The sequence below is a fragment of the Chlorogloeopsis sp. ULAP01 genome, assembly GCF_030381805.1.
In the GTDB taxonomy this organism is placed as follows: domain Bacteria; phylum Cyanobacteriota; class Cyanobacteriia; order Cyanobacteriales; family Nostocaceae; genus Chlorogloeopsis.
The window spans coordinates 1-17,152 of the sequence record NZ_JAUDRH010000002.1; the positions used below are offsets into that span (position 1 = coordinate 1).

Annotated in this window: 13 protein-coding genes and 4 pseudogenes; 6 read left to right on the top strand and 11 right to left on the bottom strand. The window is 42.0% G+C overall.

The window, feature by feature from the left end:
* The 8 genes and pseudogenes from QUB80_RS03575 to QUB80_RS03610 form a co-directional block, all read right to left on the bottom strand.
* A pseudogene (locus QUB80_RS03575) lies at window positions 1–625 on the bottom strand (AMIN domain-containing protein); the annotation flags it as partial.
* Window positions 626–795: 170 nt separating this feature from the next.
* The gene (locus tag QUB80_RS03580) at window positions 796–1,791 is read right to left on the bottom strand and encodes an AraC family transcriptional regulator (RefSeq protein WP_289788131.1); all 996 of its coding nucleotides are present in this window, start codon (window positions 1,789–1,791) and stop codon (window positions 796–798) included.
* 308 nt (window positions 1,792–2,099) lie between these two features.
* Entirely contained in the window at window positions 2,100–3,029 is a 930-nt protein-coding gene (locus QUB80_RS03585) for an ABC transporter substrate-binding protein (RefSeq protein ID WP_289788132.1), read from the bottom strand.
* An 86-nt stretch (window positions 3,030–3,115) separates the two neighbouring features.
* Complete coding sequence (locus tag QUB80_RS03590) at window positions 3,116–3,496, bottom strand: DUF1636 family protein (protein WP_289788133.1); 381 nt, start codon at window positions 3,494–3,496, stop codon at window positions 3,116–3,118.
* 4 nt (window positions 3,497–3,500) lie between these two features.
* Complete coding sequence (locus QUB80_RS03595) at window positions 3,501–4,454, bottom strand: ABC transporter substrate-binding protein (protein ID WP_289788134.1); 954 nt, start codon at window positions 4,452–4,454, stop codon at window positions 3,501–3,503.
* Window positions 4,455–4,581: 127 nt separating this feature from the next.
* Complete coding sequence (locus tag QUB80_RS03600) at window positions 4,582–5,529, bottom strand: iron-siderophore ABC transporter substrate-binding protein (RefSeq protein WP_289788135.1); 948 nt, start codon at window positions 5,527–5,529, stop codon at window positions 4,582–4,584.
* 21 nt (window positions 5,530–5,550) lie between these two features.
* Window positions 5,551–8,196 carry a TonB-dependent receptor gene (locus QUB80_RS03605; RefSeq protein WP_289788136.1) on the bottom strand — a complete coding sequence of 882 codons (2,646 nt, stop codon included), beginning with the start codon at window positions 8,194–8,196 and terminating at the stop codon, window positions 5,551–5,553.
* Window positions 8,197–8,321: 125 nt separating this feature from the next.
* Entirely contained in the window at window positions 8,322–9,323 is a 1,002-nt protein-coding gene (locus QUB80_RS03610; RefSeq protein ID WP_289788137.1) for a helix-turn-helix transcriptional regulator, read from the bottom strand.
* A gap of 471 nt (window positions 9,324–9,794) precedes the next feature.
* On the opposite strand from QUB80_RS03610, the pseudogene QUB80_RS03615 reads away from it, so the two are divergent.
* Both QUB80_RS03615 and brnA read left to right on the top strand, forming a co-directional pair.
* A pseudogene (locus QUB80_RS03615) lies at window positions 9,795–9,941 on the top strand (BrnT family toxin); the annotation flags it as partial.
* 79 nt (window positions 9,942–10,020) lie between these two features.
* Complete coding sequence (gene brnA, locus QUB80_RS03620; protein WP_289788138.1) at window positions 10,021–10,245, top strand: type II toxin-antitoxin system BrnA family antitoxin; 225 nt, start codon at window positions 10,021–10,023, stop codon at window positions 10,243–10,245.
* Between the two features lie 9 nt (window positions 10,246–10,254).
* On the opposite strand, the pseudogene QUB80_RS03625 reads toward brnA, so the two are convergent.
* A pseudogene (locus QUB80_RS03625) lies at window positions 10,255–10,631 on the bottom strand (helix-turn-helix transcriptional regulator); the annotation flags it as partial.
* A gap of 587 nt (window positions 10,632–11,218) precedes the next feature.
* Between QUB80_RS03625 and egtC the strand changes: the two are divergent.
* From egtC to recR, 4 genes are all read left to right on the top strand, one after another.
* Window positions 11,219–12,007 carry an ergothioneine biosynthesis protein EgtC gene (gene egtC, locus QUB80_RS03630; RefSeq protein WP_289788139.1) on the top strand — a complete coding sequence of 263 codons (789 nt, stop codon included), beginning with the start codon at window positions 11,219–11,221 and terminating at the stop codon, window positions 12,005–12,007.
* Window positions 11,982–13,241, top strand: a complete 1,260-nt coding sequence (gene egtB / locus QUB80_RS03635; protein WP_289788140.1) for an ergothioneine biosynthesis protein EgtB — start codon at window positions 11,982–11,984, stop codon at window positions 13,239–13,241. Before egtC ends, egtB begins: the two co-directional genes overlap by 26 nt.
* Window positions 13,242–13,644: 403 nt before the next feature.
* Window positions 13,645–14,682, top strand: a complete 1,038-nt coding sequence (gene egtD, locus QUB80_RS03640; RefSeq protein WP_289788141.1) for an L-histidine N(alpha)-methyltransferase — start codon at window positions 13,645–13,647, stop codon at window positions 14,680–14,682.
* Window positions 14,683–14,847: 165 nt separating this feature from the next.
* Window positions 14,848–15,405, top strand: coding sequence for a recombination mediator RecR (recR, locus tag QUB80_RS03645; protein WP_289788142.1), 558 nt, complete (start codon window positions 14,848–14,850; stop codon window positions 15,403–15,405).
* Between the two features lie 208 nt (window positions 15,406–15,613).
* Here recR and QUB80_RS03650 read toward each other — a convergent pair.
* Together QUB80_RS03650 and QUB80_RS03655 are read right to left on the bottom strand one after the other, a co-directional pair.
* A pseudogene (locus QUB80_RS03650) lies at window positions 15,614–16,045 on the bottom strand (ABC transporter substrate-binding protein); the annotation flags it as partial.
* Between the two features lie 87 nt (window positions 16,046–16,132).
* Entirely contained in the window at window positions 16,133–17,116 is a 984-nt protein-coding gene (locus QUB80_RS03655) for an iron-siderophore ABC transporter substrate-binding protein (protein WP_289788143.1), read from the bottom strand.
* Between the last annotated feature and the right edge of the window lie 36 nt (window positions 17,117–17,152).

Consider the following 17,152-nt stretch of genomic DNA (forward strand, 5'->3'; position numbering starts at 1 on the left):
GACCCCTCCCCTTCCCCTCCCCTTGGTAAGGGGAGGGGTGCCGTAGGCGGGGTGGGGTTTTGTGCTGTTGCAGCAGCAGTTATACCAAAAACCAACCCTGCATCATCATCAAATAACTCAACCGCAGGTAAGGCTTTCTCTCCAACTACAGTCACCCGCACAGTATTTGCGTCTACATTCGTAACTGTAATTTCCGTAATTCCCTCACTTGGTTTTTCCGATTTAAACATGAACGCTTCACCCGAAGGTAATTGCAACTGCCCACCAGTCACATCAACAATAAAATTATTTCCCGTACTGCGATTTGTGACTTGCAGTTGCTCTCCTTGGGTGGTCTCTAAAATCACTTCCACACCCTTCCGGTAGCGTTAGCTTTCACTCCTGTAATTGTAATACCCCCCTTCTGTCCCCCCTTGGTAAGGGGGGAAACAGGGGGATTGGTTGGTGTTGATTGTTGTACTAACATTTGCGCGCTGGTTGCAGGAAGTTCAATGTCGCTTAGTTGGGGAATGTTTAGCCTTTTTTCCTCAGCCCATCCAGGCTGTGCTGCAATAATACTCAAATATGCCCAACAACCAACGAAAAACCACAAACTCACACTTGCGGTCAAGTCGCAACGCTTCATAATCACTCCCTATTTTTATTCTTCACACACCATCTCAAGAAATTTATCCAGCTTCAACCTAAGTGTTTATTGGATAACTAAAGCAATAATTATTGCGAAAAATTATTAACTTGAGTGATGCCGAGTATAAAAGAGAGTTAGGAGTAAAATCTACCCCGCAACGGCAAGCATCATCGCAAAACGGACAATTTACCCGCCAAGCATTGTCTAGGGGTAATGCCAAATTGACGTTTGAAAGCTGCGGCAAAATGTGAGCAGTTGGAATAACCTACCATCATTGCTACTTCTGCCACAGTAACTTTCCCAGAACGTAATAAATTCTTGGCTTTTTCCATTCTTTGGCTAGTTAAATAACCAAAAACTGTGGTACTTAATAACTCCTGAAATCCCCTGCGGAGAGTTCTTTCACTCACTCCCACAGTTTGAGCTAAATCCCATGATGATGGCGGATTTTCTAGACGAGAGAGTAAGATTTCCTGGGCGTGATAAATCGAATCGATGGTTTGTGTGCGTAAACGTGGGGATGGTTGCGTTCTCCCCTGTTCTGCAAGGATGGGAGCTAGTTGCAGTGCCATTAACTCCACTACTTTCCCTTGCAAATATATTCGCTTGCTGATTCCTTGGTAGGGACAATTGACAATTTGCTCTACTACTGACTGGATAGCGGTTGTAGCTTGAGCAGAAATTAATGTCTGCCAGTCGTTATCCTTAGCAAAGATTTTCAATTCGGGGGGGATTTCTCCATCTTCTCCAGGGAAAAAAGTTGCCAGTAATTCTGGTGGCAGATGGATATCAACACCGATCAATTTCTGGGATTTGGGACAGAAAACATCATTAGCTCGTTGAATTCCTCCACCGGAAATAAATGTTTCCCCTATTCTTACTTCCCCCAATTCACCTCTGGATGTCTGTGGGCAGAAAACACCAAATTGCAAAGGGTGCTGCGATTCAGGGACTTGAACTATGACATCATCATGGTATTCAGATTCCTCTATTTTTAGTTCAAGTTTGGGATACACTTCAATATATTGTCCATAACCTTTACCCAGTTGCTTGGGCATTTCGCGCCAAGATTCAAAGGGTGTAAACGCAGATTCACATATCCGGTTTTGTTGTGTCTCTTCCCATAGTTCATCTTCTTCCGCTAGGGTCAGGGTGATGGTCATAAATAAAGGGCTGATAATAAATAGTATGGTTATCAAAAGTTATTGTTATTTTACATGAATTTTCAATTTAACAGTAATAATTCTCAATAAGTTATGGCAATAGGAATGTTGAGGCGATCGCACAATTCGCTTTCACCGCGCCTTTTAACATAGGAATATACTAACCCCAGTATTACCGTAAAAGTGAGTAGAAGAGGCGATCGCTAACTTGCAGATATTTGCGGTAGTTGGAAGTTTATTCGTTTGCTATATCAGTTTTGTTGGGCTCCGCTTCTGTTCACCCAAACTACGCTTGTATTGTGATCGCACTAATAACTATTCACTTCCGGCAAGTATTTAAATAAGTCATCCAATATTTTATTGGCTCCTACAATACCCCTTGTGTCCCATCTTTGTGAAGGCACAAGATAAACTCGATTGTTTTTGACTGCCTTGAGGCGACTAAATATGGGATGTTGAAGAAAAAAGCTTAGTGGTCTTCGTTCAACATTAATAATAAATAAGATGTCAGCATCGTATTCATCGACGGTTTCAATGCTGAAGGTCTTGCCAGGAGGTGGAAGTTTATAATCTAGCTGCGTATCAACTAGAACATCAGCAGTTGCATCATATTTTCTTGCAGGTGTATAAACAAGACCACCAGCATAATAAATCACGGAAACTTCTATTGGTTCCAACTGGTTTCCTAAACCTTTCTTCAAGTCTTCAATTCTGTTTTGATATTGACTTAACACTTCCTCCGCTTTTGCTTCTTCACCAAGTACTTTGGCAATATAGCGAAGATTTTCCTTAAAGAAAGCTTCACTCCTTGGCAGATCAAGATTCGGAGGCGGCACGGGGACAGTAGGTGCGATCGCGGACAACAACTGATACGGATTGTCTTCTGTTGCTAAAATCAAGTCCGGCTTGAGCAACAAAACTTTCTCTAACGAAGGCTGCTGTGCATTCCCAACACTATTCGCTTTTTTAATATCATCAAGTGATACACCATGAATCACTTCTTTCCCGTCAATGTGATCAAACGACGCAAAACCAACTGGCTTGATACCGAGAACAACCAAGGAATCGAGTGTGGCGTGAGGATCTAGTACAACAATACGCTGTGGCTTCAGAGGAACACAGGTTTTGCCAAACTTATGTTTAATTATTCGACATTGTGTAGTTGCACCTCGCTGCTGGATTGAAGTCAGATTCTCCTCGATGGAAGATTTGGCACAATTTGTAACCAAAGGCAACATAAAAGCTATTAAGAGAAATGACTTTATCCAACAAGATGCTAAATTGCTCATGATATTTTGGGTTAATTGCACCGCTGCTGCTAACTCTAAAGCGATTCGCGTGTAATGGCGGGGATTTTAGCAATGGCTACTTCTTTTAATACTTCAGGAAATTTTTCATAGGGAATGTTGCCTGTTTTGCTGTGGGTGTATTGTTGGGCGAATTGTAGGAGTGCTGGGGTAGATTCTGGGGGAATGGTACTAAAGAGGTAGGTAGGTTTACGGGGGGCAGAGAAGGCGACAACGCAGGCACGGCCACAATCCCAGAGGCAACCGACGGGTTGAATTCGGATGTTGTTAAGTTCGGGATGGGTAGACTGATAGGTTTGGAGTTGTTGGAGGAGGATGGCACCGTCGGCAGGTTGCCCTTCAGGGCGATCTTCAGAAAAACAGCAAGATTGACAGATGAAAAGAGTTGGTTTAGTCATGAGATTAAGGGAGGCTAACGAGATATTTTTCCAAATCATCCAATACTTTATTCGCTCCTAGAATACCTCTTGTGTCCCATCTTTCCAAATCCACAAGATAAAATCGATTGTTTTGGAATACTTTGAGGCGACTAAATAGAGGATGTTGAAGAAAAAAGCTGAGTGGTTTTCGTTCAAGATTTATGATGAATAAAACATCAGTATTGTAGTCTTCAATAGTTTCAATACTGGAGGTCTTGCCAGGAACTGCACGTCTGTAGCGTAGTCCTGTATCAATAAGAACGTCAGCACTTGCATCACCGTTTTTCATAGGCATATAAACATAACCAGCAGAATAATAAATTACGGAAACTTCCATTTGTTCCAACTGGTTTCCTAAGCGTTTCTTAAAGTCTTCAATTCGTCTGTGGTATCGACTTAAAACTTCCTCTGCCTTTGCTTCTTCACCAAGGACTTTGGCGACATATCGAAGATCCTGCTTAAATAATGCTTCATTCACTGACTCATCATGGGGTACTGAGACAGTGGGTGCGATCGCAGATAATAATTTGTATGGATGGTACTTTGTTGCTAAAATCAAATCCGGTTTGAGTACAAAAATTTTCTCTAATGAAGGCTGATCTGACTTCCCAACATTCGTAGCTCCTTTAACGTCATCAAGTGAGACGCTACCAATAATTTCTTTTCCCCCCACGTTATCAGCTGTGTAACCAATTGGCTTGATACCGAGAGCGATTAGGGGATCGAGGTTTCTGTCAGGGCTTAACGCAACAATCCGCTTTGGTTTGAGTGGGACGCAGGTTTGGCCAAATTCGTGCTGAATAACTCGACACTCAACAGAAGGCTTCAAAGAGGGATGAGATTTTTGACTGACAGATTGATGGCAAGCTGTCGTTAAAAATGGGGAAAAAGCCAGCGGTAAAACTAGTTTAGTGATAAAGTATGCCTGTTTTTTCATCGCGTTGGTTTTGTCTAGTTCTCAGAATTCCCATGACACCTATCTCATATTGCATACCCCGTCTTTGGCTTGAATGACTCACCATCACCAGTTGAGAAATTACCTACGATAATTGTGAAGAGTTCTACTAATGTGGCAAGTATTTAAACAAGTCATCCAATATTTTATTCGCTCCTAACATACCTCTTACGTCCCATCTTTCTGAAGGTACAAGGTAAACTCGCTTATTCTTGACTGCCTTCAAGCAACTAAAGATGGGATGCTGAAGAAAAAAGCCTAGTGATCTTCGTTCAAGGTTGATAATAAATAAGATATCAGCATCGTATTCTTCTATGGTTTCAAGGCTGATGGTTTTACCAGGAGGTGGAAGTTTATGTCGTATTCCTGCATCAATTAGAACATTACCAACTGCATCATGATTTGTCGCAGGTGTATAAACATAACCATTACCATAATGTATTACAGAAACTTCAATTTGCTCCAACTGGTTTCCCAAGCGGTTTTTCAAGTCTTTAATTCGGTTCTGGTATTGCCTTAGAACTTCCTCTGCTTTTGTCTGTTCGCCAACGACGTTGGCTACATAGCGTAGATTCTCTTTGAAGAAAGCTCCACTTACTGCCGTATCAGAAGGCACTGGAACAGTCGGTGCGATCGCGTTTAACAACGAATAGGGGTTGTGTTCGGTTGATAAAATTAAATCCGGTTTGAGCATCAAAATTTTCTCTAATGAAGGCTGCTGGTAATTTCCAACATTCGTCGCTCCTGTGACATCATCAGGGGATAGCCCCAGAAAAATTTCTTTCCCCTCGAAGTTAATAGAAGCATAACCAATGGGCTTGATACCGAGCGCGATTAGGGGATTGAGTATGAAATCAGGCTCTAATACTACAATTCGCTGCGGTTTCATTGGGACACAGGTTTTGCCGAGTTCGTGCTGAATGACTCGACACTCAACAGAAGGCTTCAAAGAGGGATGAGATTTTTGACTGACAAATTGATGGCAAGCTGTCGTTAAAAATAGGGAAAAAGCCAGCGGTAAAACTAGTTTTGTTATACGATCTGCCTGTTCTTTCATCGCGTTGGTTTTGTCTAGTTCTCAGAATTCCCATGACAGTGTTCCTTGCACGGTGAGCGGATCTGCTGGATAAATAGCCAGAGCACCATTAGAATTTTCAAAATACTCGACATCAAATAAATTATTGACATTCAGCGATGCCCTAAATCGATCTCGCTTATAGAAGATAGCCGCATCGGTGCGAAAGTAGCTCGGCAGTGTAAAGGTATTATCTAAGTCTCCTTGGCGATCGCCCACATAGAAAAACCCCAAGCCAAACCCAAGTCCTCGTAGGGTGCCTTTCTGAAATTCATAGCTAGTCCAGAGATTGAAACTGTTTCTTGGAACGTTATTGATCCGATTTCCCACTGGGAAGGTATTATCTTTCGTGATTCGCGCATCGGTATAAGCATAGCCTGCAATGACGTTCCAACCAGGCAAAATTTCTCCGGCAATGTTGAGTTCAATGCCTTGACTATTTTGTTCACCGGTTTGAATTTCAAAGTTAGGATTATTCGGATCAACAGTGTTTACATTTGTGCGAGTCAGATCGTACAGAGCCAGCGTAGTAGAGAGTTTGTCGTTAATATCTGCCTTAACTCCAATCTCATATTGCGTCCCCCGTCCTGGTTTGAATGGCTCACCATCGAAAGATCTGCCGATAGTAGGAATAAACGAGCGACTATAGCTGGCATAAAGGGAAATCGGCTCAATGGGTTGATAAACGATGCCCAGACGGGGACTAAAAGCATTGCCAGATTGAAATGTTTCAGAATCATTAATTAAATCTTGATCCGTTCGCTCAAAAGTATCAAATCGACCACCTAAGAGTAACTTGAGATTTTTTGTGATGGCTACTTGGTCTTGAACATAGATCCCTAACGAATTAGTCAAGTCGTTGCTTGCGCTAGGGGGATCGGTTTGCTCAAATATTTCCGTACTGTAAACTGGGTTAAAAAGGTCAATGGGTGCTGCTCGGAAAACCCCAGAGGTAGAGAAGTTAGAATCAAATCGTCTTAAATCAGCACCTATTAGAAGCTGATGCTGAATCGCTCCTGTGGAAAACTTACCAACAATATTCGTGCTGAGGTCGAAGGATTGTGCCTCGACATCAACCTCATCAGATAAGCGCTGTGCAGTTCTTAGATCAGGTTCGAGGCTAGAAGGAAAGATAGCATCTCTGATTGCATAATCATAGTCGGAAAAGTAAAACGCATTTTGCAACGACCAGTTTTCACTGAAGCGATGCTCTAGGTTGTACCCAACGATGATAGTATTTAGGATAAATCTACCATCTGCTCCCGAAAGATTCCGATTGCGGGGAATTTGTCCATTTGGGTTAGGTAATATCGTTCCTTCAAGGGGAAGACCAGAACCTCCACCTTGAGTGGCTGCGACATACTGCACATCGAACGTTAGCTCGGTATTTTCGCCAATTTCAAACTTTAAGGCACCTGCAATAGCTGGAATTTCCCGTTCGACAAAATCTACAAAACTTTCGGCAGATTCATAAGACGCATTCAGTCGGTATAGAATTGTCTTGGAATCATTCAACGGCCCCGTTAAGTCGATCGCACCTTGATAAAAGTTATAGCTACCAGCAGACGCTTCAACCGAGTAGAAGGGATCGCGCAGGGGTTGTTTGGTGACAATGTTAATCGTACCACCAGGGTTACCTCCACCAAATAAAACTGAAGCAGGGCCTCTAAGAACCTCAACCCGTTCAATATTCGAGAAAATAGTTGTTGTCGAATCTGCATACGGCAAATTTAATCCATTTCTAGTGAAGTTTTGTCCCTCGCCAGCAAAAAATCCTCGAATCGTGAACGAGTTAAATATAGGGGTGTCATTAGGGGTATTTTGAATAACTCCAGGAACATTTTTGAGTGCTTCATTGAGGCTGTCAACTTGTTGTTCCTCTAGCACCTGTTGAGGGATGACTTGAATAGAAGCAGGAATATCGCGCAAGGGCGTATCGGTTCTCGTCCCTACTGAGGTATTCGGCACACGATATCCATCTTGCTCTCCCGTTACTAACAACTCAATCGGCTCATCTTCCTGTGCAACAGGTTGTTCTGACCCCTCCCCTTCCCCTCCCCTTGGTAAGGGGAGGGGTGCCGCAGGCGGGGTGGGGTTTTGTGCTGTTGCCTGTGAAGCTACACCAAAAACTAGCCCGGCATTATCATCAAATAGCTCAACCGTGGGCAAAGCCTTCTCTCCCACCACGGTCACTCGCACAGTGTTCGCATCAATATTTGTAACTGTGATTTGAGTAATTCCCGTAATCGGTTTTTCTGATTTAAACGTGAACGCTTCACCCGTCGGTAAACGTAACTGCGCTCCAGGTATATCTGCAATAAAATTATTCCCCGTACTGCGATTTGTGACTTGCAGTTGCTCTCCTTGGGTTGTTTCTAAAATTACCTCTACACCCTGTTCGGTGGGATTGGCTTTCACTCCCGTAATTGCGATAACTTCACCTGCCTTCATAAGGGGGGTAACAGGTGGGTTGGTTGGTGCGGGTTGTTGTACCAACATTTGAGCGTTTGTCGCAGGAAGTTTAATTTCGCTCAGTTGGGAAATGTTTTTGTTGGCCTGTGGAACACCCTCTCCTTTGGCAGCAGCGCCAAGAAAAAAAGCGATCGCACTTGTCAGCAGCAGGCTTTGAAACAATTTATCTAACTTCATTTATCCACCCTCACTCCCTCACACCACTTACAGTATTAAGAAAATTTCTTAACTAAACTGGCAGTGTATGTATCATAGGGGAATCAGTTTTTCTATTTGAACGCTAGAGGGATTTTTTCTGAACGCTAGAGGGATTTTTGACGATGCTGAAAGTATTGTTTGGGATTCAAGCCAAATTTTTTACGGAAAGCTAAGGCAAAGTAACTGCGACTATCAAAACCCACCATCAATGCCACTTCTTCAACTTTCATTTCTCCTAATGCTAAAAGTTGTCTGGCTTTTTCCAGTCGATAGTCGTGCAAATATTTGAACGCAGATGTCCCGAAAACTTGGCGAAACCCGCGCTTCAATTTAAATTCATTTAGCCCTACTTCTCGTGCTAACTCTATTAGGCTGGGTGGATTCTCTAAATTACTCAGCAAAATATCCTTAGCTTGGTAAATTCTGTCAACATCTCTCAACTTCCTCCCTGGAAAACCATGATCGTGTATTTCCTGCTCTTGAAATTGCTGGAAATAAAGCGTAATCAATTCCATTGCCTGACTTTCCAGATACATTCGCTTCATCAAGCCTTGATAGGGACATTGTAGAATATTACACAACACTAGCCACATTTGCTGTGTGATTTCCCCTTGACGATAATAAGGCTGCACCTTACTATCAGTTACTGCTTGACGCAGGAAGATTGGTACTTGTTCTAAATCTTCTTCGCCAAAACTTTGAAAAAATTCCTGTGGTTCAATTTCCAAATAAATTCTTGAAAATTTCTCTCCAGCTTTCCACCATTCAGTTTCTTTGATGTCGTAGTGACATTCTGAATAGTATTTTCCTACTGGTTCGTCAATCTCATCAGTTAAACCGTGGCGCTGGATTCTCACTTTTCCAGAGAGAAAAAAACTTAACCCAAATAGATAATCATCCGACCTATCGCGAATCCACACAAGATCATCAAATATCTCTATCTCGTATACACAAACAGATAATCCACCGCGCAACTGTACACACCAGTCATAGGAATTACAAATATCTGGAATCTTCCCTTGATAGATAGCTTCAAAACCCTTTGATTGATAAAAAGTTTTTTGGCACAGTTCATCCCAATGTGCTGGTGTAAAAATGTTTGTCATAGTTTAATGATAATTAATTTCATTATCTAGCTAATACATGGTTAGGACAAAGGCACTTTATTGCAATTATCTAGAATGCAAAGCCCATAATGGGTAGGATGCTCATGGTTGCTCCTTGTATCCTGATTGTGAAAATGTGACAGTCATTAGCGATCGCATAGATGCTAGAAATGGCGACAAGATAAAACTATCTCATCTTTAAATAAGAAATATTCTTAATTATCTCATGAAGTTGACTGTGAGAAAACTCTGCAAAACGGCACTATCCGCCAAAAATATTCTTTTTCCCTGACAAGCACTCACTGGGTGTAATGCCAAATTTTCTTGCGAAAACAGCAGCAAAACTTCCTGGTTGGGAATAATCTATCAGACAATTTTGCTCAAATAGAATATAAATAGTATATTAAATATACCTTTTTAGACTAAAGGCTGTAATGCTCTTGCTCTTATGGATTTGAATTTGATGAGGGAAAAAGTAGCTCAAATAAAGTAAAACACGGTATTGATTTCATTGAGGCACAAGAGTTATGGCTAGATACTAACAGGGTAGAAATTGCTGCTCGTGTTGTTGAGGAGCCTAGATTTCTCGTAATTGGGCAGATAAACCAAAAGCATTGAGCTGCCGTCATCACATATAGATCAGAGCGAGTGCGAATTATTTCAGTACGCCGAGCAAGAGATAAAGAGGTAAAATTATATGAAGGCTGAAGAGTTTGATGAAAAATTTGATGCAGGCGAGGACGTTACTGCATACCTGGCTCTAAACACGATTCGTCGTCCAGGTTATGAGCAACGACGGGTAAACGTTGATTTTCCAATATGGATGATTGAAGCACTTGACCGAGAAGCTGCGCGAATAGGTGTAACCCGACAATCAATCATAAAAGTATGGATTGCCGAGCGACTTGAGCAGCACGGCTAAACCTTGGCATTATGCTTGTAAAATATTCTTTTTTCCTGACAAGCATTCACTGGGTGTAATGCCAAACTTCCTTTTAAAAACAGTAGTAAAACTTCCTGGCTGAGAATAACCGCTCAAATTTGCAACTTCAGCTTCCCAAAGCGCAAAAGTTGATTTGCTTGTTCCATGCATTTATCAGTGAGATAACCAAAGACAGTTGTCCCAAATAATTCTGGAAATCCATAACGCAAAGTGCGTAAGCGTTGCTCCTCTGAAAGAGGCTCGCTCACCCCGACAATTTGTGCCAATTCTAGCAATGAGGGCGGATTCTCCAAATGTGCCAATAAAATTTCCCTGGCATGATGAATACGAGCAATAGTTTGAGCCTTCAGTCGTGGAGATGGTTGCAGTCCGCACAATTGTGGTGCGTTACGGCTAATTCTCCCACATTCTTAAACTCTCAAGTCCTTGCATAGCCGTAACACAATGCCAGGTGACGGCAGTCGCCCCAAGTCGGGGAACCCTTACTTTCGCTTATCCACTACCAACGGATACGCCGTACCTACGCTCTTGCGCGTAGCGACTTGGTGCAAGTAGCTGCTTTGCATCTACCGTGTCTACGTGTCTACGACAGTCGCTACAACGCGCTTAACCCGACGCCAGGTGCTACAACGGGGGAACCGAACCCCCAAGGGCGCGCTGCCTCCCCAACGCACTGGCTCCCCTACTGGAATACTGGAATGACATTGTGAATTAGCTAAAGATTTAATAAAGGATAGTGATGACATCAACAAAAGCAGTGCAGTAATTAGAATCAATGCGATCGCTTACTATGCCCAGATGATTTTTACAGAGACTGCTACTAGGTTTCTATTTTTACTTCTAAAAACAATCAGCAAGCAAGCACAAACAATGAGTAAATTTATATAATTTTCAGGGAATTCTCAGACTACAAGCTTATTATCTAAACTATTCGGGAGCAAATTCCTTAACTATGTGCCGTCTACTCGCCTACTTTGGTTCACCCGTATCTTTGGAACCTCTGTTATATAAACCAGAACACTCGCTCATTATCCAGAGCTATCAACCCCGCGAGATGCTTTCTGGGGTAGTAAATGCTGATGGTTTTGGTGTCGGCTGGTATCATCTACAAAAAGATATTGAACCTTTTATTTACAAAAACACATTACCAATTTGGAATGATATTAACCTGCCCAGTCTGAGCCGCTATGTGGAGTCGAAATGCATACTTGCTTATATTCGCAGTGCTACACCAGGTCAAGCTTTAGATTTTAGTAATTCTCAGCCATTTCAGTATCAAAGCCTATTGTTCATTCACAATGGTCGTATCAATAAATTTCGACAAACATTATATCGCCCAATTCGCAATCAGTTAAACGATGAAATTTATCAATGGCTTGGTGGAACCACTGATTCCGAACATATTTTTGCTCTAGTGTTGTCTCAGTGGCAAGCTAACCCTGGCAAAAGCCTGGAACAGGCTTTACACGCAACATTGCTGCAACTGACAGAAATGGCACAAAGTTATCAAACCTATGTTTATGCCAATTTAGTTATCAGCGATGGCGATCGCCTCGTCGCTTCTCGCTTTGGTACAAAGTCACCAGTTCCTTCTCTTTATTGGACAGCTAACGATTCAAATTTCCCCAATGCCGCCATTATTGCATCAGAACCTCTGTTTGCGGGAAATTGGAATTCTTGTCCAGAAAATAGCATGATTAGTATAGGAAAAGACTGTGATATCCGAATTGAACAAATCTGATCTAAAAAAAATATTTACTCGTGCCTTTATTCAGTGCCGCACCAAAACTCTTAGCTTGTTCGAGACAATGGACGAAGCAACCTTCTGTTGTCAGCCCCATCATGACTTTAGCCCTGTTGGTTGGCACTTAGGACATATTGTTTACACAGAGTCTTTATGGATACTAGAACGCAGTGCTAGATTGCCCTGTATGTTTCCACAATATCGGAAGCTATTTGCAGCTGATGGTTTACCGAAATCAGAACGTGTCAAATTACCTAATCTAGAGGAAATTCGTTATTACTTAGACACAGTTAGAGACAAAGTGTTAAATTACCTGGAAATAGCTGATTTAGAAGCAGAAGAAAGTCTTTGGCGATTTTTGCTTCAGCATGAAAGCCAGCATAGTGAGATTATTTGCTTTGTGCTGGAAATGTGCAAGAGGCAACAATCAAGTATCAAACAATTCCCCTACACCCCTACACTCTTATACCCTTGCACCCCTCCCGTTGAGATGATCCAAATTCCCAGTGGTGAATTTGAGATGGGTAACGACTCGCCAGATGCATTAGATAATGAGCGTCCTGCACATCGTGTATATCTCGACACTTATTTAATTGACCGTTACCCTGTGACTTGCGCGGACTATCAAGTATTCATGGAAGCAGGAGGTTACAATAATCCACAATGGTGGTCAAAAGCTGGTTGGGAATGGTTGCAAACACAGAAAGTAATGCAGCCTCTTTATTGGTGTGACAATCCAGCCTTTGATAGTCATCCAGTTTGTGGTGTCAGTTGGTACGAAGCACAAGCCTACTCACGATTTGTCGGTAAGCGTTTACCCACAGAAGCTGAATGGGAGAAAGCTGTAGTTTGGGATGCAAAAGCTAACCATCGTCGCACCTATCCTTGGGGGGATGAAGAACCAAAACCTAAATATTGCAACCATGATACAGAAATTGGTAAAACTACGTCAGTGGATGCTTATTCTAGTGGACAAAGCGCCTATGGTTTGTACGATACTTTAGGTAATGTCTGGGAGTGGACAGCTACCTGGTTTGATGGCTACGAAGGCTTTCAGTATTACCCTTACATTGGTTACTCGCAAGTTTATTTTGACCATCAGCATCGCGTTTTAAAAGGTGGTAGTTGGGCAACCCGTCCCTGGGCGCTACGAGGTAGCTTTCGTAACTGGTATCATCCTGGTGTACGCCAAATTTTGGCAGGGTTTCGCTGTGCCAAAAATGGGGAATAGGGGATAGGGAAGATGGGGAGAACCACTAACTACTGTATGGGCGAGTTTAGAAGATAAATTGTCGGTTTTAACCCAAAGATCATCAATAAAACCCGCACGGCAGTCGCACTCGACGCGCTTAACCCGACGCCAGGTGCTACAACGCGCTTAACCCGCAAGGGCGCACTGGCTCCGCAACGCGCTGGCTCCCCTACTAACTACTAACTACTAACCATCAATCTACTAACCAGCAGAAAATCACAAATCTTTGCCTATTTAATTGGAAGATCCGAAAAGTTAACTATAGCGCTGAATAAATCTAGCTCAGGCGTGATGTTATCAAATATGGCTTTATGTTTCACTATTTCTGGTTTGAGGTTTGCAATCCTTAAGCATCCTGCCAAACCAAGCTAACGGAGGAGTAATGACAAGATCTCAACCTGGCAACAGCGGTATTAGTTCTCAACACAGCATAGAAAACCGCTTACAAATACAACGTTTGCTAGAACCAACTTTGATTATTTCTTCTGGTGTTGGAAGTGATGTGGTTCAAGGATTAGCTCAGACACCTAAAACTTTACCACCACGTTATTTCTACGACGATCGCGGTTCTGAGTTATTTGAGCAAATCTGTGAATTACCAGAATATTATCTGACTCGAACAGAGACAAAAATTTTACAAAATTGTGCCTGCGAAATTGCTGCAATAACTGGTGCTTGTGAAATCGTTGAACTAGGTAGTGGTAGCTCAACTAAAACTCGTCTTTTGTTAGATGCTTACCAACAGCAAGGATTACCTCTGCGCTATCTTCCCATTGATGTGAGTGCAGGTATGCTGGAAAGCAGTGCCATACAACTGCTAGGTGATTATCCTTCACTCCAAGTTTATGCACTAGCAGGAACCTATGAGTTGGCGCTTTCTCAACTCGAACCCAGACAATTACCAACTCGGATGATTTGTTTTATCGGTAGTACTTTGGGTAATCTGCATCCTCAAGAGTGTAATGTTTTCTTGTCTCAAATCACAGCAGCCTTGCAGGCAGGAGAGTATTTCCTGTTGGGAATAGACTTGCAAAAGCCAAAACATATTTTAGAGGCTGCTTATAACGACGCTCAAGGAGTGACGGCTGCTTTTAACCTGAATATGCTTGAGCATCTAAATTGGCGATTTGCAGGCAATTTTGATCCGACGCAGTTTACCCACTGGGCATTTTATAACGAAACTGCACATCAAATTGAGATGCATCTAAAAAGTGAGCGATCGCAAACTGTCGATTTAAGTGCTCTCAAACTCAAAGTAAATTTTGAATCAGATGAAACTATCCGTACTGAAATTTCCCGCAAATTCAACCTCAACTCTATTCAACAGGATCTGAAAGCTAAAGGCTTGATTCCACGAAAAGTGTGGACTGACGAAAATCAATGGTTTGGGTTGTTATTGTGTCAATTTCATCCTGCGTAATTGCCTGAGTAGAGACGCGATGTATTGCGTCTCTACATTAGGATTAATACTGAAATTCAGCACAACACCCAAAATCCTGCAAGAATGTCATCATAGTTAAGGTAAGAACATACTGGAGACAAAACCACGGTTTACGCACGTCCTTTAGCACGGTTAATCGAGCAATTGCAACGCTTGCCAGGAGTTGGCCCTAAAACTGCCCAAAGGCTGGCGCTGCACATCTTGAAACGTCCAGAAACAGAAGTACAGGCTTTGGCACAAGCTTTAATAGAAGCCAAAAAACAAATAGGCTTGTGTAAAGAGTGCTTTCATCTTTCTGCTGAACCGGTTTGTGAAATTTGCCGCAACCCCAGCCGTGATAACAAAACTATTTGTGTTGTCGCTGATTCTCGTGATGTAATTGCCTTAGAAAAAACTAGAGAGTACAAAGGCAAGTATCATGTATTAGGTGGAGTAATTTCTCCCATAGATGGTATAGGGCCAGAACAAATCACTGTCCAGCCTCTGATACAACGAGTCAGTCAGCAAAAGCCACAAGAAGTAATTTTGGCAATTAGTCCCAGTGTAGAAGGGGAGACAACAACACTATACATCGGTCAGCTACTCAAGCCATTTACCAAGGTGACGCGGATTGCTTTTGGCTTACCTGTCGGTGGAGATTTGGAGTACGCCGACGAGGTAACGCTAGCACGAGCTTTGGAAGGAAGGCGAGAGTTGGATTAGGTTTTGGTCATTGGTTAAGAATCAAAAACCAATGACTAAAATTGTCTTTTTTATTCAGCTTTAGCTTTTCTTGTCGCTTGGTATCTGCTTAGATGAAGCATATCGACTGGGAATAATAGCTGGCTTGGTGTTTTTAAAGTTGCGATCGCCTTGACATCTAGATAATATGACAGGATTTTTAAACGAATAAGGTATTTTTTGATACGGGTTAGGGTATGTTAACTAGATATTTAAATAAGTCATCGATTACTGCATCAGCCGCAAGTAAATTGCCTGCTCTCCAAGTGAGGTAATTTATAGGGTAAACATGATTTTGTTGAACGGCGCGAAGTTTTTTCCAAAGGGGTTTTTGCTTGAGTTTTTCAAGATACTCTTGATCATCATCAGTCAAAGTTCCCACAAACATAATATCACCGTCAGCTTTTTCTAATTCTTCTAGAGAGAAATAAATTTGTGTATACGGTGCGATCGCATTTTGGGCTTGGGGACGTTGCAACCCCACATCCTGTAGAATAGAGTCTGGAAATGAGTTTTTACCTTCGCTAAATATCACGCCGGGAGCCAAAAAGACAAGAGAAATTTCCTGATTTTTGTAGCGTTCGCCTAAAGCTGCTTTGAGTTTTTCGACTCGCTGATGATAATGTCTGACAGAGGCTTTGTGAGATTTTAGAGTGGCTTGATTTTAGCAGTATGATTGACTTGAAAGTTAACTGATAACTAACAGATTTTATCCGCCTTCCGGCAAGTATTTAAACAAGTCATCCAATATCTTATTAGCTCCTGATATACCGAAGCCTCGCCAATTTTCTTGACTGACAATATAAGCTCGATTGTTTTTGACTACTTTTAGAGCGCTAAACATGGGGTTTTGGAAATAAAAGCTTGGCGATCGCTCGTCAACATCAACAATAAATAGGACATCAGCATCGTATTCGTTGATGGTTTCAATGCTGAGATTCCACTCGCCACGAGGTACAAATTTATGACGTAGTCCAATATCTGTTAAAACATGAGAAACGGTGGCGCTTTTATCCATTGTCCAAATATAACCCTCACCATAAAAAAGTACGGAAACCTCTATTTGCTGCAACTGGTTTCCCAAACGTTTCTTCAATTCTTCAGTTCGTTTTTGGTATTTATTTAAAACTTCCTCTGCTTTTGTTTCTTGACCAATTAATTTAGCAATATATCGAAGATTTTCTTTAAAGTAAGCTTTATTTTCCCAATCTATAGCTGGGATGTCAGCATCATTTGGTACTGAAACAGTAGGTGCGATCGCTGATAATAACTTATATTTTTGATGAGCGTTGCCGAAATCTGAGGATAAAATCAAATCGGGTTTGAGCATCAAAATTTTTTCTAATGAAGGCTGCAATGAGTCCCCGACATTCTTAGTTCCTTTAACCTCTTCAAAAGATACACCAAAAAGACCTTCTTTTCCTCCGCTATTGTAGGATGTAAAACCGATGGGCTTGATACCGAGAGCAATCAAGGGATCGAGTGTTTCGCGAGGAGCTAATGCAATGATACGCTGTGGTTTAAATGGAACACAGGTTTCGCCAAGTTTGTGCTGGATGACTCGACACTCAACAGCAGGCTTCCAGGAGAGATGAGGTGTTTGGATGACAGGATGGTAACAAGCTGTAATTACAAGTAAAGAAAAAGCCATTAGTAAAAATGGCTTAATTAGACGGTATGACTGTTTTTTCATCACGCTCGTTTTTTCGGTTGCAGATAAAATCAAACT

Excerpts from the sequence above, each read along its gene's own strand:
- QUB80_RS03580 (WP_289788131.1), bottom strand. The coding sequence starts at position 1,791 with ATGACCATCACCCTGACCCTAGCGGAAGAAGATGAACTATGGGAAGAG.
- QUB80_RS03585 (WP_289788132.1), bottom strand. The coding sequence starts at position 3,029 with ATGTTGCCTTTGGTTACAAATTGTGCCAAATCTTCCATCGAGGAGAAT.
- QUB80_RS03590 (WP_289788133.1), bottom strand. The coding sequence starts at position 3,496 with ATGACTAAACCAACTCTTTTCATCTGTCAATCTTGCTGTTTTTCTGAA.
- QUB80_RS03595 (WP_289788134.1), bottom strand. The coding sequence starts at position 4,454 with ATGAAAAAACAGGCATACTTTATCACTAAACTAGTTTTACCGCTGGCT.
- QUB80_RS03600 (WP_289788135.1), bottom strand. The coding sequence starts at position 5,529 with ATGAAAGAACAGGCAGATCGTATAACAAAACTAGTTTTACCGCTGGCT.
- QUB80_RS03605 (WP_289788136.1), bottom strand. The coding sequence starts at position 8,196 with ATGAAGTTAGATAAATTGTTTCAAAGCCTGCTGCTGACAAGTGCGATC.
- QUB80_RS03610 (WP_289788137.1), bottom strand. The coding sequence starts at position 9,323 with ATGACAAACATTTTTACACCAGCACATTGGGATGAACTGTGCCAAAAA.
- brnA (WP_289788138.1), top strand. The coding sequence starts at position 10,021 with ATGAAGGCTGAAGAGTTTGATGAAAAATTTGATGCAGGCGAGGACGTT.
- egtC (WP_289788139.1), top strand. The coding sequence starts at position 11,219 with ATGTGCCGTCTACTCGCCTACTTTGGTTCACCCGTATCTTTGGAACCT.
- egtD (WP_289788141.1), top strand. The coding sequence starts at position 13,645 with ATGACAAGATCTCAACCTGGCAACAGCGGTATTAGTTCTCAACACAGC.
- QUB80_RS03655 (WP_289788143.1), bottom strand. The coding sequence starts at position 17,116 with ATGAAAAAACAGTCATACCGTCTAATTAAGCCATTTTTACTAATGGCT.